Origin of the sequence: Pseudomonas sp. COR18, from assembly GCF_048568395.1 — a bacterium.
Taxonomy (GTDB): Bacteria; Pseudomonadota; Gammaproteobacteria; order Pseudomonadales; family Pseudomonadaceae; genus Aquipseudomonas; species Aquipseudomonas fuscovaginae_B.
Map to the genome: position 1 here is coordinate 2,691,983 of NZ_CP183808.1, position 24,192 is coordinate 2,716,174.

Consider the following 24,192-nt stretch of genomic DNA (forward strand, 5'->3'; position numbering starts at 1 on the left):
ATGCTCCACTCCGAGCCCATGGCTTCGCCAGACAGCGTTGCCATTCCTCGCCGTAGCCCTGCTACGACTCGTCATGGCGCCTTGCCTGGCAAACCCCTGGGCCCGAATTTGAGTATTCGAATTAACCGTACGGGCCACTAGTGGCCCGTGTGCCTGATCCCGATGGGACCGCGTATTCAGACGGAGAGTTCGTTCTTTTGCGAACGCACGACCTGGGCCGGCGCGAAATGGCAGGTGAAGGTGCTGCCGTGGCCCGGCACGCTGCTGATCTCCAGGCGCGCCCGATGGCGCAGGAGCACGTGCTTGACGATGGCCAGGCCCAGGCCGGTGCCGCCGGTGTTGGAGTTGCGGCTGGAGTCGACGCGGTAGAAGCGCTCGGTCAGGCGCGGCAGGTGCTTGTTGTCGATGCCGATCCCCGAGTCCTGGACGCTGAGGTGCGCGCCCTGTTCGTCGCCCCACCAGCGTACGCGAATGGTGCCCTCGGCCGGAGTGTACTTGACGGCGTTGAACACCAGGTTGGAGAAGGCACTGCGCAGTTCACCCTCGCTGCCCTTGAGACGGATGCCCGGATCGGCTTCGACGGTGATGGTCTGGTTGAGTTGCCCGGACAGCGCCTGGGCATCGTTGCGGATCGTCTGCAGCAGGCTATCGACCTGCACCGGATGGTTGTCCGATGGGTAGTCGGTGGCCTCCAGCTTGGCCAGCAACAGCAGGTCGTTGAGCAGCGTCTGCATGCGACCGCCTTGCTGCTGCATCTGCTGCAGGGCGCGCAACCAGCGCGGGTTCACGTCCTCGACGTTGTCCAGCAGGGTCTCCAGGTAGCCGCAGATCACCGTCAGCGGGGTGCGCAACTCGTGGGAGACGTTGGCGATGAAGTCCTTGCGCATCTGTTCCAACTGGTGGATGCGGGTGACATCACGGACCAGCATCAGATGCTCGTTGTTGCCGTAGCGGGTGATGTGCAGCTGGATGCGCAGGCGGTCGTTGGTGGGCGAGGGGATTTCCAGCGGTTCGGCGTAGTTGTCCTGCTCGAAGTATTCCTTGAAGCGCGGGTGGCGTACCAGGTTGGTTACCGGCTGGCCGCTGTCCTGCGGGGTCTTGAGGCCGAGCAGGGTTTCGGCGGCGCGGTTCCACCATTCCAGGTTGCCGTCGCTGTCGAGCATGACCACCGCGTCCTTGAGCGCCGCGGTGGACTCCTGGACCCGGTCGATCACCGCCTGCAGGCGGCCGCGCACGCGTTGGTCGCGGCGTTGCAGGTGGTAGATGCTGTCGAACACGTCGCCCCACAGGCCGTAGCCATCGGGCGGTGCCTCGTCGGGTTTGTGCAGACGCAGCCACTCATGCAGGCGCAGCAGTTGCTTGAGGGTCCAGACGAGGTAAATCCCCAGGCCCACGGCCAGGGCCCAGCTGTAATAGCCGCTGATCAGGCCGACCAGCAGGCAGCCGGTCACGAGCAACAACAGATGGCGGATCAGGGTGCCATGCCAGTTCTGATTCACTTCAACATGCGTCCTTGTCAGCGGTCAGTGCGCGTAAGGCGGCTCAGCCCTTGGTGGAAAACCGGTAGCCGGTGCCGCGCACGGTTTGTACCAGATTTTCGTAGGCATCGCCGAGGGCCTTGCGCAGGCGGCGGATATGCACATCGACGGTACGCTCTTCGACATAGACGTTGCCGCCCCAGACCTGGTCCAGCAACTGCCCGCGGGTGTAGGCGCGTTCCTGATGGGTCATGAAGAACTGCAACAGGCGATATTCGGTGGGACCCATCTCGGCCGGCTTGCCGTCGATGGTCACGCGGTGGCTGATGGGGTCGAGCAGCAGGCCACCGACTTCGATCGGCGCTTCGCCGTCGGTCGGGCCGGCGCGACGGAGCACGGCCTTCAGGCGGGCCACCAGTTCCCGGGGGGAAAACGGTTTGGTGATGTAGTCGTCGGCACCGACTTCCAGCCCCTGGATCTTGTTGTCTTCCTCGCCCTTGGCGGTGAGCATGATGATCGGGATGTCGCCGGTCAGCTCGTCGCGCTTGAGGCGGCGGGCCAGTTCGATGCCCGAGGTGCCGGGCAGCATCCAGTCGAGCAGGATCAGGTCAGGCTTGCGGTCGACGATGATCGCATGGGCCTGCTGGGAGTTTTCCGCTTCCATGCAGTCATAGCCGGCCATTTCCAGGGCGACAGCGATCATCTCCCGAATCGGGGCTTCGTCATCGACGATCAGAATGCTCCTGCCAACCATGTCCCTTAATCCTCTTGTCATTGAACTGTCTTGCGCCGCATTAGATAACGAAATTATTGCAGTCATGTGACAGCTTTTCCGCGTTGCCGACGATAGCCAGTTTCATGAACTAAGCTGGGGGTTCGAATCTACAACCACAAAAGGAAGGTTCTGATGACTAACTCTTCGTTTTCGCTCAAGGCCCTGATGGTTACCGCCGTGCTGGCCCTGCCGGCGCTGGCCTCTGCCGCCGAACCTGCCATGGCCAAGGGTGGAATGCTGGTCGACCATCATGGCATGACGCTCTATACCTTCGACAAGGACGCCGCGGGCAAGTCGATGTGCAACGGCGACCCCTGCGAGACCAACTGGCCGCCGCTGGCCGCCACCGCCACGGACAAGGCCTCGGGCAAGTGGAGCGTGATCAAGCGCGATGACGGCAAGCTGCAGTGGGCCTATGACGGCAAGCCGCTGTACACCTTCAAGGCCGACAAGAAGGACGGCGACATGACCGGCGACGGCAAGGGTGGCGTCTGGCACGTGGCCAAGCCCTGAGGACCCGTGAACCAGGGTTTTCGCGCCCCTTGTAGGAGCCGGGCTTGCCCGCGAAGCCTTTAGCCAATTCGAGGGCCCATTCGCGGGCAAGCCCTGCTCCTACAGTCTGCGGTGTATTGGGTTGCTGTGGATTGGGAATAGGCTCAACGCAGCGCGTAATCCAGCACCACGCCGATGAAGATCGCCAGCCCCGCCCAATGGTTGTGCAGGAACATCCTGAAGCAGCGCTGCGGATCGCGATCGCGGGTCATCCAGAATTCCCAGGCGAAACACGCCGCCGCCATCAGCAACCCGACATGGAACCAGGCGCCCAGTTCGAAGCGCGAGCCGGCCAGCAGCAGGCAGCCGAGCATCAGTCCCTGCAGGGTGAGGATGATCACCCGGTCGGCATCGCCGAACAGGATCGCGGTGGATTTCACTCCGATCTTCAGGTCGTCCTCGCGGTCGGTCATTGCGTAGTAGGTGTCGAAGGCCACCGTCCACATCAGGTTGGCGATGTACAACAGCCACGCCGTCGCCGGCAGGTTGCCGTCCTGGGCGGTGAAGGCCATCGGAATGCCCCATGAGTAGGCGGCACCCAGCACTACCTGCGGGTAGTAGGTGTAGCGTTTCATGAAGGGATAGCAGGCTGCCAGGGCCAGGGCACCGAAGGACAACCACACGGTGGTGGCGTTGGTGCACAGCACCAGCACGAAACTGATGCCCATCAGCAGGGCGAACACCGCCACCGCCTCCTTGCCACTGATCCTGCCCGCTGCCAACGGCCGTTGTTCGGTGCGCTTGACGTGGCCGTCGACCCTGCGGTCGGCGAAATCGTTGATCGCGCAGCCGCCGGCGCGGGTCAACACCACGCCGAGGCCGAAGATCAGCAGATGGCTCAGCGAGGGCACGCCCTTGGCGGCGATCCACAGTGCGCTCAGGGTCGGCCACATCAGCAGGTAGATGCCGATCGGCTTGTCCATCCGCGTCAGTTGCAGGAAGTCCCAGGCCCGTGGATGCAGGCGGTTCAGGGATTTGAGCAGGTTGAGGTACATCAGCAGGTCTCCTCGGTGGCATCGACGGCCTGCCACAGACTCGGCAGGAAGATCTCCGCCACCAGCAGGCTCAACGGCCCGCGGTTGAAACGCGAGCGGCGGCCCCAGAGGTTGTCGGTACGGTGTTCGGCCGGCAACCATTGTGCCGGGTAATGGCAGACCTCGATTGCCTGGCGTTCGAAGGCCTGGTCGCAGAACAGCAGTTCGCCCAGCGAGCGGCTGCCCAGTTCATCCAGGTTCAGCCCGCCCTGTTGCAGCACGCTCTGCGCCGCCACGCTGCGGGCGAACACCCAGGGCTGGCCATGACCGCGCAGATAGACCTCGCGCACCCAGCCGAGGCTCCCCGGCGGCAGCTCGAGGGCGGTGCACTCGTCGTCGCGCAACGCTTGCCAGCCCTCTAACAGCGGCGTGACGCTGAAGGCATTGTCGCAAAGCCTGGTCAGGCGTCGGGTCAGCGAACCTTCGTCGAACAGCCAGTCGAGGGTCCGAGTGCTGGGTTGGGGCGCCAGTCGACTCTGCGTGAGCCAGGCGGGAGAGGCCGGAATAGGGGCGTTGTGCGACACGATGGGCAGTTGATCGGCAGCCAGTGAGGCCGCGAGCTTACCACAGGGTATCCGGCCAATTAGAGCGCCTGGGCGGTCATGGCTGGCGATCGTGCTTGCATCTGCCGGCTTCGGTCAGTACAAAACGCCCTGAGCCGGACGACAACGCCGTACCCATCGATCGTCCGTGCCGAACATGCCTGGGAATCGAGGAAGTAACGCATGAAGAAGTGGCAGTGTGTGGTCTGTGGCCTGATCTACAACGAAGCCGAGGGCTGGCCGGATGACGGCATCGCCCCGGGTACCCGCTGGGAAGATGTACCTGAGGATTGGCTGTGCCCGGACTGCGGCGTCGGCAAGTTGGATTTCGAGATGTTCGAAATCGCCTGATCGAGCAAATTTCAAACAATCATGGATGTGGAGAAGGGAATGAACGCACCTGTCGTGATCGTCGGTACCGGGTTGGCCGGTTACAACCTGGCCCGGGAGTTTCGCAAGCTCGACGGCGAAACTCCGCTGTTGCTGATTACCGCCGATGACGGGCGTTCCTACTCCAAGCCCATGTTGTCCACCGGCTTTGCCAAGAACAAGGACGCCGACGGCCTGAGCATGGCCGAGCCCGGTGCCATGGCCGAACAGCTCAAGGCCGAAGTGCGCACCCATACCCGCATCAGCGGCATCGACCCGGGCCACAAGCGCCTGTGGATCGGCGAGGAAGCGGTGCCCTATCGCGACCTGATCCTGGCCTGGGGCGCGGAAACCGTGCGGGTACCGGTTGAGGGCGATGCGCCCGAGGCGATCTTCCCGATCAACGATCTGGAGGACTACGCCCGTTTCCGCGCTGCTGTCGCCGGCAAGCAGCGCGTACTGCTGCTGGGCGCGGGGCTGATCGGCTGCGAGTTCGCCAACGACCTGATCCTGGGCGGCTACGAGGTCGACCTGGTGGCGCCTTGCGAGCAGGTCATGCCGACCCTGCTGCATCCGGCCGCCGCCGCCGCGGTACAGGCCGGCCTGGAGGGCCTGGGCGCGCGTTTCCACCTGGGGCCGGTGCTGACCCGTCTGCAACGGGTCGGCGATCACCTGCAGGCGCACCTGTCCGACGGCAAGACCCTGGACTGTGACGTCGTGGTCTCGGCCATCGGCTTGCGCCCGCGCATCGACCTGGCCGCGGCGGCGGGCCTGCAGGTCAACCGCGGGGTGGTGGTCGACCGCCATCTGCGCACGTCCCACGCCAATATCTACGCCCTGGGCGATTGCGCCGAGGTCGATGGCCTGAACCTGCTCTACGTCATGCCGTTGATGAACTGTGCCCGTGCCCTGGCCCAGACCCTGGCCGGCAACGCCACGGCGGTGAGCTATGGCGCCATGCCGGTGACGGTGAAGACGCCGGTCTGCCCGCTGGTGGTATCGCCGCCGCCACGGGGCCTGGAGGGCGCCTGGACGGTCGAGGGGCAGGGTGCCGACATCAAGGCGCTGTGCCGTGATGCCAGTGGTCGCCTGCTCGGTTATGCCCTGACCGGCGGCGCGGTCGCGGAAAAACTGGCCTTGAACAAGGAACTGCCGGCGCTGCTGGCGTAAATAACGCTCCTTCTGTCGTAAACACCCTGCTTTTGCCTCTACAAAGGTCGCAGGCAGACTGGCGCGGGGCTCGACGCCGTGCCATTCTCCTCCCGTCTGTCGCAGCGTAGAGCCTGCGGCGCTTTGGGCGCTGTTCCGGAAGAACAGCACGGACATAACAACAAAAAACCGTCAAAGAGGCTTCACTATGCGTAAACCAGAACTCGCCGCTGCAATCGCTGAAAAAGCGGATCTCACCAAAGAACAAGCCAACCGTGTACTCAACGCGGTTCTCGAAGAAATCACCGGCGCGCTGCACCGCAAAGACAGCGTGACACTGGTGGGCTTCGGCACCTTCCTGCAGCGTCATCGTGGCGCCCGTACCGGCAAGAACCCGCAAACCGGCGAGCCAGTGAAAATCAAGGCCAGCAACACCGTGGCGTTCAAGCCGGGCAAGTCGCTCAAAGACAGCGTCAACCCGTAAGCCTCATGGCAGTACTCCCGGAGCAAGGGGAGTGTTGGGGAAGAATGGGCACGCCGATCGGATCGGGTGCCCATTTTCATTGCCGGCCCGGTTGGGCGGCGGACAAAAATGAGAGGGGCGTCATGGCTCGGTGAATGGTTGCGCCGGGCGCCTTGATTGTTACCAGTTATTGCCTGAAGATTCGCGGCTCATCGAGTCATCCACCTGCATGGAAAGCGTCTTCGACCATGACTGCATACCGCCTTCAGGAAGCCGAGCTGGACATTCCTGAGACCTGGCAGGACCAGAGCCTCAACATCTTCAAGCTGCCCGCCGTCGGTGGTGCGCGCGAAGCCAGTTTCGTCATCAGCCGCGACCCGAGCCGCGCTGACACGCCGTTTGCCGACTACGTCGAGGCCCAGCTGAAAAGCGCCGGGCAGCAGTTGCCTGGCTTCAACCTGATCAAGCGCTGGGACTTCGTGCTGAGCGAGCACGCCGCCGTGCTGCTCGACTACAGCTGGCAGCGCGAAGGGCGCGAGCTGATGCTGCGCCAGGTGTTCATCGATCGCCAGCCGGTGGGCCTGATCGCCACCCTGACCACCACGCCGAACGACCTCGTGCACCACGAGCCGGCCTGGAAGGCGGCTCTGCAGACGCTCAAGCTGCAGCCCCGGACCTGATCGGCGGCAATCGTCAATATGGACATGTTGGCCGCCGCCCGCCTCGGCGATGAGATAGCCCACGGTTTCGGCGTGGCCGCGATGGTCGCCGGTGCCGTGGCCGGTGCCCTGATCGGCGCTGCGGTGGTGGCCGCCACCGTAGCCACCGGCGGCGCGGCGCTGGCGATCATGGCCGGTTCGATCGCTGCTGGCGGGCTGTCGATGTTCCAGATCGTCAAGGGCCTGAACACCATTTTCGATTTACCGGAGCCGACGACCGGAACCTTGATACTCGGCAGCCAGAATGTCTTCATCAACAGTCGCAACGCCATGCGCGCCGGCGTCGATGCGGCGGACTCCTGCTCGGGCCTGCCGCTGAACCATCCGTACTGGCCGTTCAACGTCGAGATCGCCGAAGGCAGCGCCACGGTCTATATCAACGGCCAGCCGGCGGCGCGCCTGAAGAGCAAGATGAGCTGCGGCGCGCACATCAAGACCGGCAGCCCGAATACCTTCATCGGCGGGCCGACGGTGGCCGTGGCGTTCGTCCTGGATATCGAGGGCTGGATGCACACCGGCCTGGAAGCACTGGGCCTGGCGGCGCTGGGTGGTGCGGCGATACTGGCGGCCATGACCGGGCTGGCCGCCCTGGGTGGCTTCGTCGTGATCGGCGGGGCGATGATGGGGGGTATGGAGCTGCTGGGCCAACTGGGCGATCGCCTGGGGCCGGGCTACCGCGACCTGCTACAGGGCGTTGCCGGCATGGCCCTGCTGGGCATGGGGCCGAAGATGGCGCGCCTCGCCGAGACGCCGACGCCGCGCGCGGCAGCCTACAAGGCCGGGATGACCGAAGCCGATATCATGGCGATTCCCAAGGGCAGTCGGCCACCGCCGAGCGACTACCTCGAGGGCTCGTATATCGACAGGCACCTGCAGACCTTCAAGGACGAGGGCGGCGGCTTCCTGTTCACCGCCGACGACATTTCCAACCCCAAGTACGGCTCGTTCAACCCGAACAAGTTCGTCATGGCAAAGTCCGACCTGCAAGGCGTGGTGGCCGAGTACCAGAAGGCCGGCGATGTCTCGGTGCTGGAGTCGGCCCTGGGCTACGATCCCGGCTCGCTGGTGGGCAAGGACATCTACATGGTGAGCCTGGACAACCCCAAGGTGCTGATGCCCACCGGCAACGAAGGGGGCGTCAACTCGCTCTGGCGCCCGGGCGGCCTGACCTATCCGGGCGGCATGCGCGAGGCAGTGCTGGACAATGTGCCGATTTCCCACGGTAATGACGTCAATGTGCTGATGTCGACCCACGATGTAGTGAAAATCCAATGAGCAACCCGTTCGACAATGTGCTGCAACTGGCCCTGGCCAACGATGAGCTGGACAAGTTCCTGGTGGGCGAGCCGTTCTACTTCCTCGAAGCCAAGGTCGACAACGACGAGCCGCAGAACGTGGTGGCGGCCTTCGACCAACTGATCGTGCCGTACTGGCGTCTAACCCACGATGCGAGCTTCCCGACGCGTTTCGTCGCGGCCCTGCTGACCCTCCTGGCGACCTATCCGGATCGCAACCGGGCGATCTACATCGCCCATGACTGGGTCTGGTACTACCGCTTCTGCCAGGACAAACAACGCAAGCAGCCGCAGGGCCCCTACGGCGACCTGTTCGACGTCGACCTGGGCAGTGTGGCCGTGGCACTCAAGCGCCAGCTGGAAAGCCGCAAGGCCGACCTGCAGGCCGACACCCGCTGGGCGGGCGCGGCCTGGAACAGCCCGGATGGCATGTGGACGCCACTGATGCGTTCGGCGCTGATGGTGCGTGACAAGCTCGGCGGGCCGGACTTCGTTCCGGCCAATGCCTGAGCTGGCGTCAGGCGGTCATTGCCTGTGCGGGGTGGCCGGCGTCCTTGAGCAGGGCGTCGACCTTCTTCAAGTGATTGAGCAGGGCGCCGACGTTGCCGGCATTGATCAGCGTGCCCTGGGCGAAGGCCCTGTTCAACGGGATCATGGCACTGGACACCGCGTGGTTGGCCTGGGCTTCCTGCAGATTCTCCTGAAGTTGCCTGAGCATGTCCCTGAGCAGGGGATCATCCAGGGATAGCGGGGCGCCCAGGTCATGCTTCTTCAGCGTACTGACCAGCAACCCCAGCGCCACGCTGGCCCGCATCAACGCTCTTTCTCGTGCATCCATACGCCATCTCCCATGTTGACGATCCTGGTGACGACTCAAGAATAGACCACGATTGTGACCAACCCGCAAACAGAACATCGGGACGTGAAGTCGCACCCGTCTATCGACGTCAGCGACCCACGACGGGGTAGTGCCTGATGCGGCACGGATGGCTGTTGCCATCGCCCTTGCACATGCCATCCAGATAGCGATAGTCGACCCGTACCGTCTGTCCCTTGCCGGGCCAGCGCTTGCGTGGAAGGGTGCTCTGGTAGTCGGGCGTTTCCGGGGTGAAGGTGAGGCTCGTGCCTGCCTCCGGACACTCGACCGCCGCCGATTGCGGACTGGCCTCCAGGACCTGGGCCTGCAACTGCGGATAGGGTTGTTTCACGACCTCGGTGACGCGCAGGTCCAGGCGGCAGATCTGCCAGGTTGCGGCGTGTGCGGGGACGCACACGGTCGATAACGCCAGGGCCAGTAGCGTAGAAAGCGTGGTCTGTTTTTTCATGATCGCGCAGTGCCTGTGTGAGAGGTTCCCCGGCTGTCTCAGCCAGGTTGTTGCAGCAGCGAAATGAGCTGATCGGCGAACTCCTGTCCTTCGACCTCCACCAGGTTTTTCAGATTGAAGATGCCGCCACGCTGCATGGCCAGGTTCTTGAGTCGGCGCTTGAGCAGGTTGTTCTGCGGGCTCTCGGGTTGGCTCGTGACCTGGGCCAGGGCCTTCCTGGCGCGTTCGGCCAGATCCCGGACGTAGAGGTGGCGGCTGTCCGTCGGTGGAGAAATCTGTTCCAGGTTGCAGTTCTTGAAGGTTACGTAGTCCAGGATGCAAGCGCTGAAATCTGCCCGGAGCATGGTGTTCGGTTGCTCTGCAACGAAGTTCACTTCCTGGAGCTTGCCGGAAAAACTGCAGTTTTCCAGCTTTCCGGCGTCGAAGGTGTTGTCGATGATCTTGCAGGTGTCGAACAGGCAATCGACCAGGACGCAGTCATTGAAGGGGCTTTGGCGAAAGTCGCATTTGATGAACGTGCACTGGCGGAACACGCTGTCATTGAGGCCCGCAGCGCGGAAGTCGATGTTCCTGAAGGTGCATCGTACCAGCTCGGTGGCGCTGAAGAAGCGCGCGTTGGAGAAGTCACTCTTCTCGAATGTGCAGTCTTGCAGCAGGCTCTGGTCGAAGATCGGGTAGGCGAGGTTGGTGTTCTTCAGCTCGCATCCCTTGATCAGGGCCTGCTCGAAGCGGGTTTTCTCGGGCAGTGCCCAGTCTTCGCGCTTGACGCCCGAGAGCAGTTGCGATTCGGTTCGGTTGTTCACCACGTTACTCCTTCGTAGCCGTTTCCCCAGTCGCCGTAACGTCGCTGGTGGGTGCCTCTGGCCCAGTCAGCTTTGGTTGTCAGGTCCCACCAGGATTTATTCTTCGAATCATACACGTCGGGTAGTCGTTGACCCGACTTGGATACATTGAGGTGGGCCAACGATGGGTCCGCCTGTACGCGACGCTTGAACTCGGCATCGATCCGCTGGCCTACATACCGTCTATAGCGCGACCTGGCCTGGCCAAGGTCACCCCTGTCATAAGCTCGTTTTATCGCTGCCCGCTGTTTAACGGTAAGTGATCGTTGCGGGTTCTTGTAGACCGCCTTGCGTGCAGCGTTTGCGTGCGCCTGCAACTTTTTCGTCGTAGCGCTGCAAGGCGCCCATCCCCACGGGTCGATCCACTCGAACGGGTTGGGGGCATACTGATAGAGGTTGAAGCCACCCAGTAGCCCAATCGGATCCGGTGTGGTGAAGCGTCCGATATCGGGGTCGTAGAACCGGAACGTGTTGTAGTGCAGGCCGGTCTCACGATCCAGGTACTGGCCCTGGAATCGCAGGTTCTGCTCTTCGATGTAATAGGGCTCACGGACTTCCTCCAGGGTGTTGCCCCAGACCCTGTAGCGTGCCTGCCACAGCGTATGTCCGTCGCTTTCCGTCAGTTGCTCGGGCAGGCCGTTGAGGTCGTTGTGGTAGTAGCGCACCTTTTGCAGTGCGCCCAGCCCGTCGACACGCGCCAGCGGCTCATAACTTCCATCGTCATACAGGTACAGGCTTGTCTGGCCGTGCCGATGCTCCTGCAGCAACCGCAGCCCATCCCAGGTGAAGCGTGTCTCGCCCAGCGGATAGCCATTGCTGTCATGCTCGGTCTTCTCGATACGCCGCCCCAGCGGGTCGTAGCGCATGCGCACCACGGTCTGCTTCGCGCCCTCCTGGTTATGCACCTCGATCAGCCGATGTTCGGCGTCGTAGGCAAAGCGTTGCACCCGCCGGCTACCGCTGCGCTTTTCGATCATCCGGCCAAAGGCGTCGTAGCGGTAGCGCTTGTCCTGGTAGGTCAGCAGCTTGTTGTGCACCACCAGGCCGGCGCCAGCCGCCGGGCCGTCGAGCAGGTTGGCGGCGGCGTCGTAGGCGAAGGTTTCGCTCTGGCCCTGTACGTTGTCCTGGCTGGCGAGGATCCGTCCGGTGGCGTCGTAGTGCAGCAGTTGGCGCCGGTCACCAGGGGGTTGCTGGTCCAGGCGGCCGATCAGGTTGTCGGCCGGGTCGTAGTCGAAGTGCTTCTGTACCGGTGCCGGCAAGGCCGAGGGTGGGCCGGCGGGGCGGCGCAGGCGTGAGCGCAGTCGGCCGCTGCGGTCGTAGTCGCTGCGGGTGCTGAGCTGGCCTTGGGTGCGCAGAACCTCGCGGTGCAGGCGGTCGCGCTCGAAGTCGCTGATCACCTGGCCGTCAAGGTTGAGCTGGTGCAGGTGGCCGCTGCCGTAGTACAGGCGGTTGATCCGGCGACCGTCCGGTAACTGCGTCTGCTGCAGGTTGCCCAGTTCATCGTAGTGGTGCTGAAGGCTGCCCGCCGCGCTCTGTTCTTCCAGCAACTGGCCAAGGGCATCGTAGGCGAAGCCCAGGCTCTGGGTCTGTCCGGCGTTGTCGGTGAAGGTCACGGCGGTCAGTTGGTCGACCGAGTCATAGCTGTATTCGGTGCGGCCATCGTCGGTGACCTTGGCCACCAGGCGACCGACGGCATCGCGTTCCAACTGGTGGACGATGGGTTTGACCGGCTCGCTCGGCACGGCGGCCAGCCCAGTGCCGAAGGGGGCCGGTACATACTCCAGGCGGGTGACGTCATCCAGCCCGTCGTAGGCATAACGCCGGGCGCTGCCGTCGAGGTCCTGCTGTTCCACTAGGCGGTCGCCGGCGTCCCACAGGAAGCGGTAGCTTTCACCATTTTCGTTGGTCAGCGCCATCAGGCGGCCGTAGGCGTCGTAGCTGAACTGTACCTGGCGTCCGACGGCATCGATGCGCTGGCGCACCTGGCCGCGGCGGTCGTACTGGTAGGCGGTGGCGTGGCCGGCCGGATCGACATGGCCGGTCAACTGGCCGCTGCTGTCGCGCAGGTACCGTTCGACGCGGCCGTCGGCCAACGTGGTCTGCAGCAGGTTGCCCTGGGCGTCGTGCTGGTAGGTGGTGCGTTCGCCGAGGGCGTCGGTGACCACCTGCAGGTAGCCACGGCGGTCGTAGCCGAAGCGCGTCGGGTAGCCGGAGCAGTCGATGTGCTCGGTCAGTTGCCCGAGGTCGTTCCAGTGCAGCGTCTTGCTCTTGCCGCTGGCGTCGATGATCTGCACCACCTGGCCACGGGCGTCGTAGCGGTATTGGGTGACCTGGCCCAGCGGGTCGGTCTCGTGGGTGCAATTGCCACGCGGGTCGTAGCGGTACTGCCAGTTGTGGCCGGCGCTATCGGTCTCCACCAGCGGCAGGGCCCAGTGCTCCAGCCACACGGTCGACTCGCTGCGTCCCAGCGGATCGAGGCTGTCGCTGAGGTTGCCGGCTTCGTCGTAGCTGTAGCGGTACTGTCCGCCCTGGGGATCGATGGCGCCGAGCAACTGGCGCTCGTCGTTCCATTCGAACTGCCAGGTCTGGCCGAGGTTGTCGGTGTATTCGGTGATCTGGTGCTGCGGGTTCCAGCGTCGGATGCTCACGCGCTTCAAACCGTCGGTGATCCGCGTGGTGCCGCTGTCCAGGTCGTAGTCGAAGCGGTACTCGTCGCCGTCATCGGTCCAGTGGCGAATCACTCGCCATTCGCGATTGCCGACCTCGGCCCACTGGTAGAAGCAGCGCAGGCCGGTGGGCAACTGATGCTCGACCATCCGCCTGTGCTCGTCATAGGCGAAACGCCGCTGGACCTGGCCGAGGGCATCGCGGACTTCGGCCAGGTCGCCGCCGTTGTCGTAGGCGTAGCTGACCAGCACCTCGCGCTGGTGATCGGGATACAGGCGCTCGATCTGCACGATCCGCTGTGGCCATTGTGGGCTGTAGACCAGTTCCACCTGCACCTGATCGAAGGTGTCGCGCAGGCGGGTCAGCTTTCCGGATTCGTCGTAGTCGAGATAGAGGCGATTGTCGTTGCGATCGCCCAACTGGCTCAGGCGCAGATGGGCGGGGTTGGCCGGGGTCGGCTCGAACAGGCGGTACAGGCCGTCATCGCTCTCGATCAGCAACTGGCCGTTGCCATTACGGCGCACGGCCAGGCCTTCGCCGGCGCTGAACACCGCACCGCCGAGGGGGATCGTGCCCATGTCGATGCGCCGCGCCTGTTCGTCGGTGTAGATCAGCCGTTCGCCACCCTCGGGATGCCGCTCGACTTGCACGCAGACTTCATAGGGCACGCTCCAGCCGCTGCCGAGCAGGCTGCCCTGGCGTTCGTCGCGGCTGTTGTAGAAGCGCTGCCAGTCGATGGGCAGGATGCCGGGCAGGACGAAATCCAGCTCATCCGCGTCGCCCAGCACCTTGGCGCCGGTGGCGGCATGCACCGGGTTGGGCGAGCCGGCGATGGCCCGGGTCAGGGCGCCGGTGGCCTGGCTGACGACGAACGAGTTGACCCCCGACAGCAGCATGCACGGCAGGTTGCTCAGGAACTTGCCCTTGCCGCCCTTGAGCATCATCAGCACGGTCACCGCCAGGCCGATGCCCGGCGTCTTGCCGCTGCGGATCTCGCGGACCACCACCGAGTTGCCGCCGATGGTCACGTTCGGCGAGATGGTGCCGGAGGACACGACCTTGCCGTCGCAGGTGCTGCGGTCGCCGCTGCGCACGGCGGGTTGGCCGTTGATGCTGACCTTTTCCGAGCCTTCGGCGAGATACTGCTGTGGCATCGGCGAGTGCTTGGTGCAGGTCACCAGGTCCAGCGGCTTGGGTTGTGTGCCGGGTGCCGGGCTGGCGACCGTGGGCCGCCACATCTGCGAGAAGAAACCCTTGGCCATGTCGAGGAAGCCGGGGCTTTCCTCCTCTGCCGCGGCTTCCTCGGGAACGTTGGCGGCCTCGCTGCCGGGCACTGCGCCAGCCGGTGCCGGCGGTGGTGCGGTACCGGCGGCGCGTGCGGCGGGAATCGAGTTGGTCAGGGTATTTTTGGAGCCGGTCTGGATGGTCGCCTGCACCGTGGGCGGAAACAGCGCGTTGCCGATCCCCTCGCACATGTCGCTCAGACCCTTGTCGGCGCCGGTCTTGCTCATCACCACGCCGACGATCACCCCGACCACCGCGCCCAGCAGGCAGGCGCCGAGACCGCCGGTGGCCACCGTGATGCCGGTGGCGGCCACCACCGCCGCTGTCGCCAGTGCGCCGATGGCGACGTTGGCCGCCACCTCCAGCACGCCGCCGACGATGTCGGCCATCACCGAGGTGTGTTCCAGCCCGTCTCCCAGGCGGGCGGCCCAGAGTGCGTCGGACATGGCTCAGGCCAGTGCCAGGCTGTGCTTGATCGTGGCCCAGTGGGCGGCTTCGGCATCGCCCAGCGGCTGTGCCTTGACGTAGCTGAGCGCAGTCATCTTGCGCGTGCCGGGCAGGACGAAGGCCAGCTGGAACTGGTAGACGTTGTCCGCGCCCTTGCTGTACTGGCTGCGCGACTCGATGGCATCGAGGGATTGGTCCGCACCCAGGCGCACGTCCTGGCGCGGCTGGTAGCGCAGTGCCTGGACCTGCTGTTCGAGGCGCTTGAGCTGGCTGTCGAAGTTGCTGCGCAGGTCCTCGCCGTCGGCCAGCAGGCTGCGGCTGACGATCAGCGACGTGCCCAGTTCCGGAAACTTGAGGATGTTGATCGAGGCATCGAGCAACTCGCTGTCGGGTAGCTGGAACTGGAATTCGTTGAGGCGATAGGTCATGGCGTGAAGTCCTTTTTACTTGGCCTTGGGAAAGGCCGATGCCACCTTGGCGTCGATCGTGCCTTTCACGCCGTCGCCTTCCGGGGCGGCGTCGGGGCCCTTGCCGTTGTTGAGGTGCAGGACGCCGCCGGTGTTGAACTGCGCGTCACCGCTGGCGTGGAAGCTGATCTGCACGCCGCACAGGTTGATCTGGCCGCTGGCGTTGAGCTCCAGCACGCTGGCGCCGCAGACCAGCCGCAGGTTCTCGCCGACCTCGATCAGGTAGCTCTGGCTGACGCTGTCGGTCTTGCTCTGGCCGACGGTGAGCACGTCCTGCTGCTTGACGATGCGCACCCGGTTGTTGCCGATCAGCACGGTCTCGTCGTGGCCGATGCTCTTGTTGCGGTCATTGCCCACCGAGTGGCTTTCATTGACCTCGACCACGATGTCCTGGTTGCGCTCGGCATGGATGTACAACTGCTCGGCCCCCTTCTTGTCCTCCATGCGGATTTCGTTGAAGTTGGCCGGGCTGCCGCCCTTGCTCGAACGGCTCTTCATGCCGCTCTGGGTGGCGTTGGCGGGCAGGTCGTAGGGCACTGTCTGTTCGGCGTTGTAGACTCTGCCTGTGATGATCGGCCGGTCGGGGTCGCCTTCGAGGAAACTGACGATGACTTCCTGGCCGATTCGCGGGATCTGCATCGAGCCCCAGTTCTTGCCGGCCCAGGCCTGCGACACGCGAATCCAGCAGGAGCTGTTTTCGTTGGACTGGTCGTGGCGGTCCCAGTGGAAGTGCACCTTGACCCGGCCGAACTGGTCGGTCCAGATCTCTTCGCCGGCCGGGCCGACCACCACGGCGGTCTGCGGGCCGCGGACGATGGGCCGGGTGGTGTTGGGCAATGGGCGGAAGCTCTGCTGGGCATCGATGCAGGTCAGGCTGCTTTCGAACTGCGAGCCCGCCGTGCCGGTACCCGACTCCAGGCTCTCCTGGGCGAGGTAGTAGCGCGCGGCGACGATCAGGTATTCGCGGTTCTGGTCCTGGCGGCCGAAGCCGGTCAGGCTGAACAGGTTGCCGGCACCGATGCCGCGGGCATTGCCGTTGAGCTGCACGCGCTCGTGCAGGCTCTGGATCGCTTCGATGCGGGTGCGCGCGTAGTGCTCGCCGTCCTGGCTCTGCACGTAGCTGCCGGGGTAGTCGTACAGCGGATAGTCACCGGCGGTGTGCGGGCGCGGCATGGTCGAGCGCACGTCGATCCGCGCGCTGGGGCGCTGGAAATCATAGTCGTTGAGTTCCAGGGAGCCGGGCTGGACTTCCTGGGCCAACTGCCAGCCGTTGAGATGGTCGCGCTCGCGGTGCTGGCCATCCGGCGGGTAGTAGGGGATCGACTCGTAGCCGGGAGCCGGGTGGTGGGCACCGTAGGCGTCGGCCAGCACCAGTACGTGGCGGTCCTTCTCATGGCGGAAGTAGTAATAGATGCCTTCCTGCTCCATCAGCCGGCTGACGAAGTCGAAGCTGCTCTCGCGGTACTGCACGCAGTATTCCCACTCGCGGTAGGGCTGGCTGAGCACGTCTTCGAAGTCGGAGAAACCGAGGTCGCGGAACACCTGCTTGATGATCTGCGGGATGGTCATGTGCTGGAAGATGCGGCAGTCGGAGGTGCGGGTCAGCAGCCAGAGCCAGGGTCGCAGGGTCACCTGGTAGCTGGCGAACTGGCCGCTGTCGACGTTCTGGCTGCAGCGCGCGACGATGCCGTGGAAGTAGCGGCTGGCCCCGCCCTGCAATTGCAGGGAGAGGCTCATGGGTTTGCCCAGCAACTGGTTCAGGTCGATGGCGCCGTCGTTGGAGGTCAGGTGCAATTCGTATTCGAACGGCCGCCCCAACTCCTCGCCGCCGCCCATGTCCTTGAGCAGCAGCACATCCGGCCCGAGGGGGCTGTGGACCTGGGCCAGGCGGGTGGCTTGTGTGAATAGCATCGGTTATCTCTGGGTCTTGTGGTGACCGGGAGGGCGCTTTCGCGGGCAAGCCACGCTCCTACACGTGTTGCGTCGTACACGTGCTCTGTGTGCGACGCTGACCTGTAGGAGCAGGGCTTGCCCGCGAAGAGGCCGGCTCAGGCTTCCACGTCGCTGAACTGGTAGTGCAATTCGTTATCCCGCACGCTGATCCTCACACCCGCCAGCGGCTTGCCTTCGAGCATGCGCGTGAGGAACTCGCGGCTCATGTCCGGCAGCAGGCTGTTGGTCAGGATCGCATCGATCATCCGTCCGCCGCTCTCGGTCTCGGTGCAGCGCGAGACGATCAGGTCGACCACCTCGTCGTCGAAGTCGAAGGCGACCTTGTGGGTGCTCTCCACGCGCTTCTTGATGCGCCCCAGCTGCAGGCGGGTGATCGCCTTGAGCATGGTGTCGCTGAGCGGGTAGTACGGAATGGTCACCAGGCGGCCGAGCAGCGCCGGCGGGAAAATCTCCAGCAGCGGCTGGCGCAGGGCCTTGGCGATGTCCTCGGGGTCGGGGACGTTGCCGGCGTCCTTGCACAGGTGCGCGATCAGCTCGGTACCGGCGTTGGTGGTGAGCAGGATCAGGGTGTTCTTGAAGTCGATCAGCCGGCCTTCGCCGTCTTCCATCACGCCCTTGTCGAACACCTGGAAAAAGATCTCGTGCACGTCCGGGTGGGCCTTCTCCACCTCGTCCAGCAGCACCACGCTGTAGGGCTTGCGCCGTACCGCTTCGGTCAGCACGCCGCCTTCGCCGTAGCCGACGTAGCCGGGAGGGGCGCCCTTGAGGGTGGAGACGGTGTGGGCTTCCTGGAACTCGCTCATGTTGATGGTGATGACGTTCTGCTCGCCACCGTACATGGCCTCGGCCAGGGCCAGGGCGGTTTCGGTCTTGCCCACGCCGGAGGTGCCGGCGAGCATGAACACGCCGATCGGCTTGCTCGGGTTGTCGAGGCCGGCGCGGGAGGTCTGGATGCGCTTGGCGATCATGCTCAGGGCATGGTCCTGGCCGATGATGCGCTTGCTCAGGTGCTGGTCGAGGTTGAGCACGGTTTCCAGCTCGTTGCGGGCCATGCGGCCCACCGGGATACCGGTCCAGTCGGCGACCACCGAGGCCACCGCCTGGTAGTCCACGGTCGGCAGGATCAGCGGGCTCTCGCCCTGCAGGTCACTGAGGCGCCGTTGCAGGTCGATCAGTTTCTCGCGCAGGGCATGGCCCTGTTCGCCGCCGACATCGCTGTCCACCACGCCGGTGCTTTCACGCAGCTCGGCCCGGGTGGCGAGCAGTTCGTCGACCAGGCTCTTCTCCTCGGCCCAGCGGCTTTCCAGTTCGGCCAGGCGCTCGCGCTCGCTGGCGAGCCGTTCTTCGCTGGCGTTCCGGCGGCTGGCGGTGTCGATGCCGATGGCATGTTCGCGGGCGATGATCTGCAGCTCGGTCTCCAGCGCCTCGATACGCCGCCGGCTGTCGTCGACCTCGGCCGGTACCGCGTGCAGGCTGATGGCGACCCGCGCGCAGGCGGTGTCGAGCAGGCTGACCGACTTGTCCGGCAGTTGCCGCGCCGGGATGTAGCGATGGGACAGCTTGACCGAGGCCTCTAGGGCTTCGTCGAGGATCTGCACCTGGTGATGTTTTTCCATGGTCGAGGCGACGCCGCGCATCATCAGCAGCGCCTTGTCTTCCGACGGTTCCGGTACCTGCACCACCTGGAAGCGGCGGGTCAGGGCCGGGTCTTTCTCGATGTGTTTCTTGTACTCGGCCCAGGTGGTCGCGGCCACGGTGCGCAGGCTGCCGCGGGCCAGCGCCGGCTTGAGCAGGTTGGCCGCGTCACCGGTACCGGCGGCGCCACCGGCACCGACCAGGGTGTGGGCTTCGTCGATGAACAGGATGATCGGCTTGGGCGAGGCCTGGACGTCCTCGATGACCTGGCGCAGGCGCTGTTCGAACTCGCCCTTCATGCTCGCGCCGGCCTGCAGCAGGCCGACGTCGAGGCTGCGCAGTTCGACGTCCTTGAGCGACGGCGGTACGTCGCCGGCGACGATACGCAGGGCGAAACCCTCGACCACCGCGGTCTTGCCGACCCCGGCTTCGCCGGTGAGGATCGGGTTGTTCTGGCGGCGTCGCATGAGGATGTCCACCAACTGGCGGATCTCCTCGTCACGGCCGACGATCGGGTCGAGCTTGCCGCTGCGGGCCTGTTCGGTCAGGTCGACGGTGAAGCGCTTGAGCGCCTCCTGCTTGCCCATGGCGCTCGGCGCGATGGCACCGCTGGCTTCGCCCGGCGTGGCGCCGGCATTGAAGCCGTCGCTGGCGCCCAGGTTGTTCTCCGGCGAATCGCCGACGTACTCGTCGAAACGCTCGCTCAGGGCCTCGGCCTTGATCTTGTCGAACTCCGACGACAGCCCCAGCAGCGCGTGGCGCAGGCTCGGGGTCTTGAGGATGCCGAGCACCAGGTAGCCGGTGCGCACCTGGCTTTCGCCGAACATCAGGCTGCCGTAGACCCAGCCGCGTTCCACCGCTTCCTCGACATGGGAGGACAGGTCGGTGATCGAGGTCGAGCCGCGCGGCAGGCGGTCCAGCGCCTCGGTCAGGTCACGGGCCAGGCGTGCCGGCTCGATGTTGAACTGGCGCACCAGGCGGTGCAGGTCCGAGTCCTGCAACTGCAGCAACTGGTGGAACCAGTGGGCGAGTTCCACATAGGGGTTGCCCCGCAGCTTGCAGAACACCGTGGCGGCTTCGATGGCCTTGTAGGCAACGCTGTTGAGTTTGCCGAACAGCGCGGCGCGACTGATTTCACCCATGCTCTGTGCTCCTTGAGTGGTGGGCTGGTGTGGCGTGTTCGGCGTAATGCCGGGCCAGGATCAGGTCCCTGGCGTCCTCTTCGGGTTGGCCGACCCAGGTGTTGAAACCCAGGCGGAATTGGCCGTTGAGTTGCAGCCGGGGGACTTCGGGCTGTTCCAGGACCAGGTTGAGGTCCCAGTCCAGCTCGTGTCCCAGGTATTCGGCGACCCACGCCACCAGGTGGTGGAAGGATTCGCCATCGGGCAGCAGGCTCATGTATTCGTCGAGCTTCAGCGGGCCGAAGCGGATGCGGAACTTGTGCTGGCGGTCCCACACGTGGCGGCCGAGGCAGAAGTCCACGCCGAGCTGGTTGGCGGTAACGCCGAGACGGCTGCGTTCCGGCAACTCCAGCCACTGGCCAACGTATTCCTCGATCTCCACCGGCAGGCCGAAGTACTCGCCGAGAATGGCTTTCAGGCCGTCCGGGTAGCGGGTCTGGGCGGCGAGGTGGCCGCTGAAGTGCAGCTTGGCGGTCGGTGGAACCAGGCCCTGGTCGAGCAGGCCGGGCATGCCCCGGCCGCTGAGGGCGGCCAGGCGCCCGGACCAGTAGTCGTCGTCCGGGCGGTCATGGCTGACGGTCGGCCGCGCTTCGGCCCAGGCCCGATAGAACAGGCTCAGCAGGCGGTGGTGGAACACGTCGAGGAAGCGCTTGCTGGTGCTGTCGGCGTTGTTGCGCTGGCGTTCGCGCACGTATTCGGTGAGGTGCAGCGGCAACGGGCCGTTGGGGCCGCCGAGGCCGAAGAAGAACTGCTCCAGACGGGCCGGCGCGTTGTCGCTGGCGGGCGTCATCGAGGCCAGGGTCGCCGGGGCGAAGGCGCAGTCCAGCTGTTGACCCAGGCGCAACGGATCATCCGCCAGGCGCAGCGAATGGCCGAAGCGTGGCAGGTGCGGCGATTCGCACTCGATACGCCGCAGCGCCTGGAAGAAGTCGTATTCCCAGGGCTCGGCTTGCATCGCCGTGAGCGTGCTCACAGGGTCGGACGGCGTCCGGGCTTGGCTTTCCATCGCATGATCTCGCCGCGTTCGGTGGTTCGGATCACCGTCTCGGTAAAACTGTTGATCGACACGTAGCGTGCCAGGAAGCGTTCGAACACTGCGCCGAGGAGGAACACCCCGGTGCCGCGGAACGCGTTCTCGTCGAATTCCAGGGTGATCTCCAGGCCGCGCCCGAAGACGATCGGCCCGGGCATCGGCAGCCGCCGGGTACAGGCCTTGCTGCTGACTTCGCGCAGGCCCTCGATCTGCAGTTGCAGGGCGGCATCGTTGCTCTCGCCGTACAGCCGCAGCAGCTCGCGCAGGGCCGCGGCGCCCTGGCCCTGTTCGCTCAGCGACAGGTAGTTCAGCGAGAGCTGGCTGATCAGGCGCCAGGCCTTGTTGTCGTGGGCATGGCTGGCCCGTGGCCGGCTCGGCCCGGCCAGGCAGCGCACGGCCGATACCGGGGCGCTGTCGGCCAGGGTGAAGTCGCTCTTGCCGCTGCCCACGCTCATGAACAGCGGCAGGTCGCGGTTGGTGCACAGCGCGCTGACGCCGAGCTGGCGCAGGTCATGGCGGTAGGGCGCCTGCTGGCTGTCGACCAGGCTGACGAAGGTTTCGCTGCCGATGTAGGTCGAGCGGGTACCCTTGCGCCGCTGCTCGCTGGACAGTACCCGCGGCTCTCGGCGCAGGATGTAGTAGGCCTGGTCGCGGCCGTAGCGCGACGGATCGCGCACGGCGTAGAAGGGCAGGAATGGCTGGTCGGGCCCGGTGCCGTGGCCGGTGACGCCGGTCAGCGAGTGGATCTCGAAATCCATCGGCCGGGTGCGGTCGGCGATCACATGGTGTTCGTTGACCCGTTCGGACAGATGGATGCGGTCCAGGCGGCGCGGGAACAGGTTGATCGCCGGGGTGCAGAAAGGCACGAACTGGGCGGTGTCGACACTGCTTTCCAGGCTCGGGTCGAAGCGCTCGAACAGCACGATCAGTTCCAGCTCCTGGCCGCTGCAGCGCTTGACCGCCCGGCCCAGCCCGCTGAAGTCGACGAACAGGTAGCGCTGGGGCAGGGCGAAGTATTCCTGCAGCAGGCGATAGCCCTGGAAGGCCTGGGCCACCACCGGCATCGCCGCTTCGCGGTCGTCGAAGCCGCAGGAACGCAGGGCGTCCTGGGGCAGGCGCTCGACCCAGTCGCCGCCCGGAGCACGGGCGAAGACCGCGCAGGCGTTGCCCAGCAGTTGTTCGTAGAGGCGGAACGGTTGCTCGTCGGCACCATTGAGGTACAGCGGCAGGTTGTCCAGGTCGAGCTGGTTGAAGGGCAGCTCGGCGCCGGTGCGCAGGGTCAGGCGCAGGCCGGCCTTGGCCTTGGGCTCGCTGGCGGCCAGACGGCCGAGCACGGTTGCCGGGTTGCCGAAGTACTCGGCCTGGCTGACCTGCAGCGGCCACAGCGTCACCGCATGGGCGGTGCGGTACTCGCAGGAGGTCTGGGTGTCCTTGCCGAGGGTCGCGCGCAGCACGCTGTCCCGTGGCAGGGTGAAACCGCTGGCCAGCGAACCCTCGTCGGGGTCGGTCTGCAACTGCACCACGGTCATCGACGGCGTCGGTGCCAGGTAGTGCGGATAGGCGATTTCCAGCAGGTTGTGGGTGAAGGTCGGGTACTCGGCGTCGAGCTTGAGCTGCACACGCGCGGTGAGGTAGGCGAAACCTTCCAGCAGGCGCTCGACATAGGGGTCGGCGCAGTCGATCCCGGACAGCGTCAGGCGCCCGGCGATCTTCGGGTATTCCTTGGCGAACTCGGCGGCACTTTCGCGGACGTGCTGCAGCTCCTGGTTGTAGAGGTCGAGCAGGCGCGGGTTCATGAACGTCTCCGTTGCTCGGCCGGGACCACGCGGACATGGCCGGATTCCAGGTCGAGGTCGGTGCGCAGCAGCAGCGGCAGGGGCGCCGGCAAGGCCCACAGGTCACCCTCGATCTCGAAGCTCAGGGCATTGTGGTTCATCTCGCCGTAGGCAACCTGGGCGCGGACCCGCAGGGTGCTGGCCAGGATGCGTGGCTCGAACGTGGCGATGGCCTTGTGGATCAGGCTTTCCAGCGCCGGGATATCGATGCTCGAGGCACTGTAGCCGGCCAGTGCCGGCAGGCCGTAGTTGACCACCGAGGTGCCGGCCGGGGTATGCAGGGTGGCGTCGGCGTCGAGCAGCGAGGTGGTATTGAGCAGCCAGGTCAGGTCACGCAGCACCGAGGCCTTGAGTTGGCTCAAGGACAGCACGCGCTTGTCCGTGCCCTCCTGCGGGTGGCCGGGGTCGTCGTCGGTCAACCGGTCGAGCAGCGACGGCTGCAGCCGCTCGCGCAGGGCGAAGTCGCTGGGCACGCTGCTCATCGTGCGACGTCACAGGAACTGGACGCTGCGGGGCGGCAGCTCCACGGATCGGGAAGCGCAGGCTTGGCCATGCTTGGACACCGGCAATGAATCGAATTCGGGGGTGTTGCACCAGGTGCCCCCGACGCCGGGCGTCGGGGGCACGAGGATCACATCTTGGTGTTCGAGCGGATGTTCCAGCCGAACTTGACCGGGCCGCCCTGCTTGGAACCGTCGGCCTTCTGCTCCTGGTACTCGACCTGGACCTGGGCGAAGTTCAGGGTGACGTTTTCGGTCAGGCGATCATCGCTGCCCGAGCCGCCGGTGCTCAGCGAGGTGATCAGCACTTCGCTCAGGTCGATCTTCATGTACTCAACCTGGCTTTCGCCGCCGGCCTTGCGCACCACCAGGGTGACCTTGTCGACGTGCTTGCCGCTGGCGCAGTGCATCATCAGATTGGGCGAGGACTTGTCGACGTACTTGGTCAGCGACAGGTCCTGGATGTTGACCTTGCCGGCGCCACCGCCACCGCCCATGTGCATGTTGCCGGACTGGGACATGCCCCAGCTCCAGTTCAGGACGTCGATTTCGTCCTTGTGGGCCTTGTCCATGGACTCGCCCTTGATGTCACCGATCTTGATGAAGATATCAACAGCCATGTTTTCTCCAGTGTGGTCTGCACCACG

22 protein-coding genes are annotated in these 24,192 nt (G+C 65.1%); 7 read left to right on the forward strand and 15 right to left on the reverse strand.

Going from position 1 to position 24,192, the window contains the following annotated elements:
• Nucleotides 1-176: 176 nt before the first annotated feature.
• A complete protein-coding gene (gene phoR, locus ACM62G_RS12355; protein ID WP_054057813.1) occupies nt 177-1,499 on the reverse strand; it encodes a phosphate regulon sensor histidine kinase PhoR in 1,323 nt (440 codons plus the stop codon).
• 43 nt (nt 1,500-1,542) lie between these two features.
• Nucleotides 1,543-2,232 carry a phosphate regulon transcriptional regulator PhoB gene (gene phoB, locus ACM62G_RS12360; protein WP_010447794.1) on the reverse strand — a complete coding sequence of 230 codons (690 nt, stop codon included), beginning with the start codon at nt 2,230-2,232 and terminating at the stop codon, nt 1,543-1,545.
• 153 nt (nt 2,233-2,385) lie between these two features.
• Here phoB and ACM62G_RS12365 point away from each other — a divergent pair, with 153 nt between their 5' ends.
• Nucleotides 2,386-2,766, forward strand: a complete 381-nt coding sequence (locus tag ACM62G_RS12365; protein ID WP_419737232.1) for a hypothetical protein — start codon at nt 2,386-2,388, stop codon at nt 2,764-2,766.
• Between the two features lie 143 nt (nt 2,767-2,909).
• Here ACM62G_RS12365 and ubiA read toward each other — a convergent pair whose 3' ends face one another.
• Nucleotides 2,910-3,800, reverse strand: a complete 891-nt coding sequence (ubiA, locus tag ACM62G_RS12370; protein ID WP_273819797.1) for a 4-hydroxybenzoate octaprenyltransferase — start codon at nt 3,798-3,800, stop codon at nt 2,910-2,912.
• The gene (locus ACM62G_RS12375) at nt 3,800-4,363 is read right to left on the reverse strand and encodes a chorismate--pyruvate lyase family protein (protein WP_419737233.1); all 564 of its coding nucleotides are present in this window, start codon (nt 4,361-4,363) and stop codon (nt 3,800-3,802) included. The genes ubiA and ACM62G_RS12375 overlap by 1 nt, the downstream gene beginning before the upstream one ends.
• A 201-nt stretch (nt 4,364-4,564) precedes the next feature.
• Between ACM62G_RS12375 and ACM62G_RS12380 the strand changes: the two genes are divergently transcribed.
• The 6 genes from ACM62G_RS12380 to ACM62G_RS12405 all read left to right on the forward strand — a co-directional run bounded on the left by ACM62G_RS12380 (nt 4,565) and on the right by ACM62G_RS12405 (nt 8,886).
• The gene (locus ACM62G_RS12380; RefSeq protein ID WP_054063473.1) at nt 4,565-4,732 is read left to right on the forward strand and encodes a rubredoxin; all 168 of its coding nucleotides are present in this window, start codon (nt 4,565-4,567) and stop codon (nt 4,730-4,732) included.
• Nucleotides 4,733-4,771: 39 nt separating this feature from the next.
• Nucleotides 4,772-5,920: an NAD(P)/FAD-dependent oxidoreductase gene (locus ACM62G_RS12385; protein ID WP_419737234.1), complete on the forward strand. Its 1,149-nt coding sequence runs from the start codon at nt 4,772-4,774 to the stop codon at nt 5,918-5,920.
• Between the two features lie 187 nt (nt 5,921-6,107).
• Nucleotides 6,108-6,383: an HU family DNA-binding protein gene (locus ACM62G_RS12390; RefSeq protein ID WP_003213368.1), complete on the forward strand. Its 276-nt coding sequence runs from the start codon at nt 6,108-6,110 to the stop codon at nt 6,381-6,383.
• A gap of 227 nt (nt 6,384-6,610) precedes the next feature.
• The gene (locus ACM62G_RS12395; RefSeq protein WP_054057806.1) at nt 6,611-7,042 is read left to right on the forward strand and encodes a DcrB-related protein; all 432 of its coding nucleotides are present in this window, start codon (nt 6,611-6,613) and stop codon (nt 7,040-7,042) included.
• Nucleotides 7,043-7,060: 18 nt separating this feature from the next.
• Nucleotides 7,061-8,356 (forward strand): PAAR domain-containing protein, encoded by a 1,296-nt coding sequence (locus ACM62G_RS12400; RefSeq protein ID WP_273819916.1) that lies wholly within the window; start codon nt 7,061-7,063, stop codon nt 8,354-8,356.
• Entirely contained in the window at nt 8,353-8,886 is a 534-nt protein-coding gene (locus tag ACM62G_RS12405) for a hypothetical protein (protein WP_054057805.1), read from the forward strand. The genes ACM62G_RS12400 and ACM62G_RS12405 overlap by 4 nt, the downstream gene beginning before the upstream one ends.
• Before the next feature lie 7 nt (nt 8,887-8,893).
• Here the strand turns inward: ACM62G_RS12405 and ACM62G_RS12410 are convergent, their stop codons facing one another.
• From ACM62G_RS12410 to ACM62G_RS12460, 11 genes are all read right to left on the reverse strand, one after another.
• Nucleotides 8,894-9,214 carry a hypothetical protein gene (locus ACM62G_RS12410; RefSeq protein WP_239687951.1) on the reverse strand — a complete coding sequence of 107 codons (321 nt, stop codon included), beginning with the start codon at nt 9,212-9,214 and terminating at the stop codon, nt 8,894-8,896.
• Between the two features lie 109 nt (nt 9,215-9,323).
• The gene (locus tag ACM62G_RS12415) at nt 9,324-9,701 is read right to left on the reverse strand and encodes a hypothetical protein (RefSeq protein WP_273819917.1); all 378 of its coding nucleotides are present in this window, start codon (nt 9,699-9,701) and stop codon (nt 9,324-9,326) included.
• 38 nt (nt 9,702-9,739) lie between these two features.
• Nucleotides 9,740-10,504, reverse strand: a complete 765-nt coding sequence (locus ACM62G_RS12420; RefSeq protein ID WP_192842686.1) for a pentapeptide repeat-containing protein — start codon at nt 10,502-10,504, stop codon at nt 9,740-9,742.
• Nucleotides 10,501-14,940: an RHS repeat-associated core domain-containing protein gene (locus ACM62G_RS12425; RefSeq protein WP_419737235.1), complete on the reverse strand. Its 4,440-nt coding sequence runs from the start codon at nt 14,938-14,940 to the stop codon at nt 10,501-10,503. Before ACM62G_RS12425 ends, ACM62G_RS12420 begins: the two co-directional genes overlap by 4 nt.
• A gap of 3 nt (nt 14,941-14,943) precedes the next feature.
• Nucleotides 14,944-15,369 (reverse strand): DcrB-related protein, encoded by a 426-nt coding sequence (locus ACM62G_RS12430; RefSeq protein ID WP_054059470.1) that lies wholly within the window; start codon nt 15,367-15,369, stop codon nt 14,944-14,946.
• 15 nt (nt 15,370-15,384) lie between these two features.
• Nucleotides 15,385-17,319: a type VI secretion system Vgr family protein gene (locus ACM62G_RS12435; protein ID WP_054059471.1), complete on the reverse strand. Its 1,935-nt coding sequence runs from the start codon at nt 17,317-17,319 to the stop codon at nt 15,385-15,387.
• Between the two features lie 137 nt (nt 17,320-17,456).
• Nucleotides 17,457-20,138 (reverse strand): type VI secretion system ATPase TssH, encoded by a 2,682-nt coding sequence (gene tssH, locus ACM62G_RS12440; RefSeq protein WP_419737236.1) that lies wholly within the window; start codon nt 20,136-20,138, stop codon nt 17,457-17,459.
• Nucleotides 20,131-21,183, reverse strand: coding sequence for a type VI secretion system baseplate subunit TssG (gene tssG, locus ACM62G_RS12445; RefSeq protein ID WP_273819921.1), 1,053 nt, complete (start codon nt 21,181-21,183; stop codon nt 20,131-20,133). Before tssG ends, tssH begins: the two co-directional genes overlap by 8 nt.
• Complete coding sequence (tssF, locus tag ACM62G_RS12450; RefSeq protein ID WP_054063478.1) at nt 21,147-23,006, reverse strand: type VI secretion system baseplate subunit TssF; 1,860 nt, start codon at nt 23,004-23,006, stop codon at nt 21,147-21,149. The genes tssG and tssF overlap by 37 nt, the downstream gene beginning before the upstream one ends.
• Nucleotides 23,003-23,527, reverse strand: coding sequence for a type VI secretion system baseplate subunit TssE (tssE, locus tag ACM62G_RS12455; protein ID WP_301600297.1), 525 nt, complete (start codon nt 23,525-23,527; stop codon nt 23,003-23,005). The genes tssF and tssE overlap by 4 nt, the downstream gene beginning before the upstream one ends.
• 149 nt (nt 23,528-23,676) lie before the next feature.
• Nucleotides 23,677-24,165: an Hcp family type VI secretion system effector gene (locus tag ACM62G_RS12460; RefSeq protein WP_054058362.1), complete on the reverse strand. Its 489-nt coding sequence runs from the start codon at nt 24,163-24,165 to the stop codon at nt 23,677-23,679.
• Nucleotides 24,166-24,192: the final 27 nt, after the last annotated feature.

What these genes read in the sequence shown, in the direction of transcription:
- tssH (WP_419737236.1), bottom strand. Translation starts at nt 20,138, where the DNA reads ATGGGTGAAATCAGTCGCGCCGCGCTGTTCGGCAAACTCAACAGCGTT.
- phoB (WP_010447794.1), bottom strand. Translation starts at nt 2,232, where the DNA reads ATGGTTGGCAGGAGCATTCTGATCGTCGATGACGAAGCCCCGATTCGG.
- ACM62G_RS12430 (WP_054059470.1), bottom strand. Translation starts at nt 15,369, where the DNA reads ATGACCTATCGCCTCAACGAATTCCAGTTCCAGCTACCCGACAGCGAG.
- ACM62G_RS12405 (WP_054057805.1), top strand. Translation starts at nt 8,353, where the DNA reads ATGAGCAACCCGTTCGACAATGTGCTGCAACTGGCCCTGGCCAACGAT.
- ACM62G_RS12380 (WP_054063473.1), top strand. Translation starts at nt 4,565, where the DNA reads ATGAAGAAGTGGCAGTGTGTGGTCTGTGGCCTGATCTACAACGAAGCC.
- ACM62G_RS12410 (WP_239687951.1), bottom strand. Translation starts at nt 9,214, where the DNA reads ATGGATGCACGAGAAAGAGCGTTGATGCGGGCCAGCGTGGCGCTGGGG.
- ACM62G_RS12400 (WP_273819916.1), top strand. Translation starts at nt 7,061, where the DNA reads ATGGACATGTTGGCCGCCGCCCGCCTCGGCGATGAGATAGCCCACGGT.
- ACM62G_RS12385 (WP_419737234.1), top strand. Translation starts at nt 4,772, where the DNA reads ATGAACGCACCTGTCGTGATCGTCGGTACCGGGTTGGCCGGTTACAAC.
- ACM62G_RS12395 (WP_054057806.1), top strand. Translation starts at nt 6,611, where the DNA reads ATGACTGCATACCGCCTTCAGGAAGCCGAGCTGGACATTCCTGAGACC.
- ACM62G_RS12415 (WP_273819917.1), bottom strand. Translation starts at nt 9,701, where the DNA reads ATGAAAAAACAGACCACGCTTTCTACGCTACTGGCCCTGGCGTTATCG.
- ACM62G_RS12425 (WP_419737235.1), bottom strand. Translation starts at nt 14,940, where the DNA reads ATGTCCGACGCACTCTGGGCCGCCCGCCTGGGAGACGGGCTGGAACAC.
- tssE (WP_301600297.1), bottom strand. Translation starts at nt 23,527, where the DNA reads ATGAGCAGCGTGCCCAGCGACTTCGCCCTGCGCGAGCGGCTGCAGCCG.
- ACM62G_RS12390 (WP_003213368.1), top strand. Translation starts at nt 6,108, where the DNA reads ATGCGTAAACCAGAACTCGCCGCTGCAATCGCTGAAAAAGCGGATCTC.
- ACM62G_RS12460 (WP_054058362.1), bottom strand. Translation starts at nt 24,165, where the DNA reads ATGGCTGTTGATATCTTCATCAAGATCGGTGACATCAAGGGCGAGTCC.
- ACM62G_RS12435 (WP_054059471.1), bottom strand. Translation starts at nt 17,319, where the DNA reads ATGCTATTCACACAAGCCACCCGCCTGGCCCAGGTCCACAGCCCCCTC.
- tssF (WP_054063478.1), bottom strand. Translation starts at nt 23,006, where the DNA reads ATGAACCCGCGCCTGCTCGACCTCTACAACCAGGAGCTGCAGCACGTC.
- ACM62G_RS12365 (WP_419737232.1), top strand. Translation starts at nt 2,386, where the DNA reads ATGACTAACTCTTCGTTTTCGCTCAAGGCCCTGATGGTTACCGCCGTG.
- ubiA (WP_273819797.1), bottom strand. Translation starts at nt 3,800, where the DNA reads ATGTACCTCAACCTGCTCAAATCCCTGAACCGCCTGCATCCACGGGCC.
- tssG (WP_273819921.1), bottom strand. Translation starts at nt 21,183, where the DNA reads ATGGAAAGCCAAGCCCGGACGCCGTCCGACCCTGTGAGCACGCTCACG.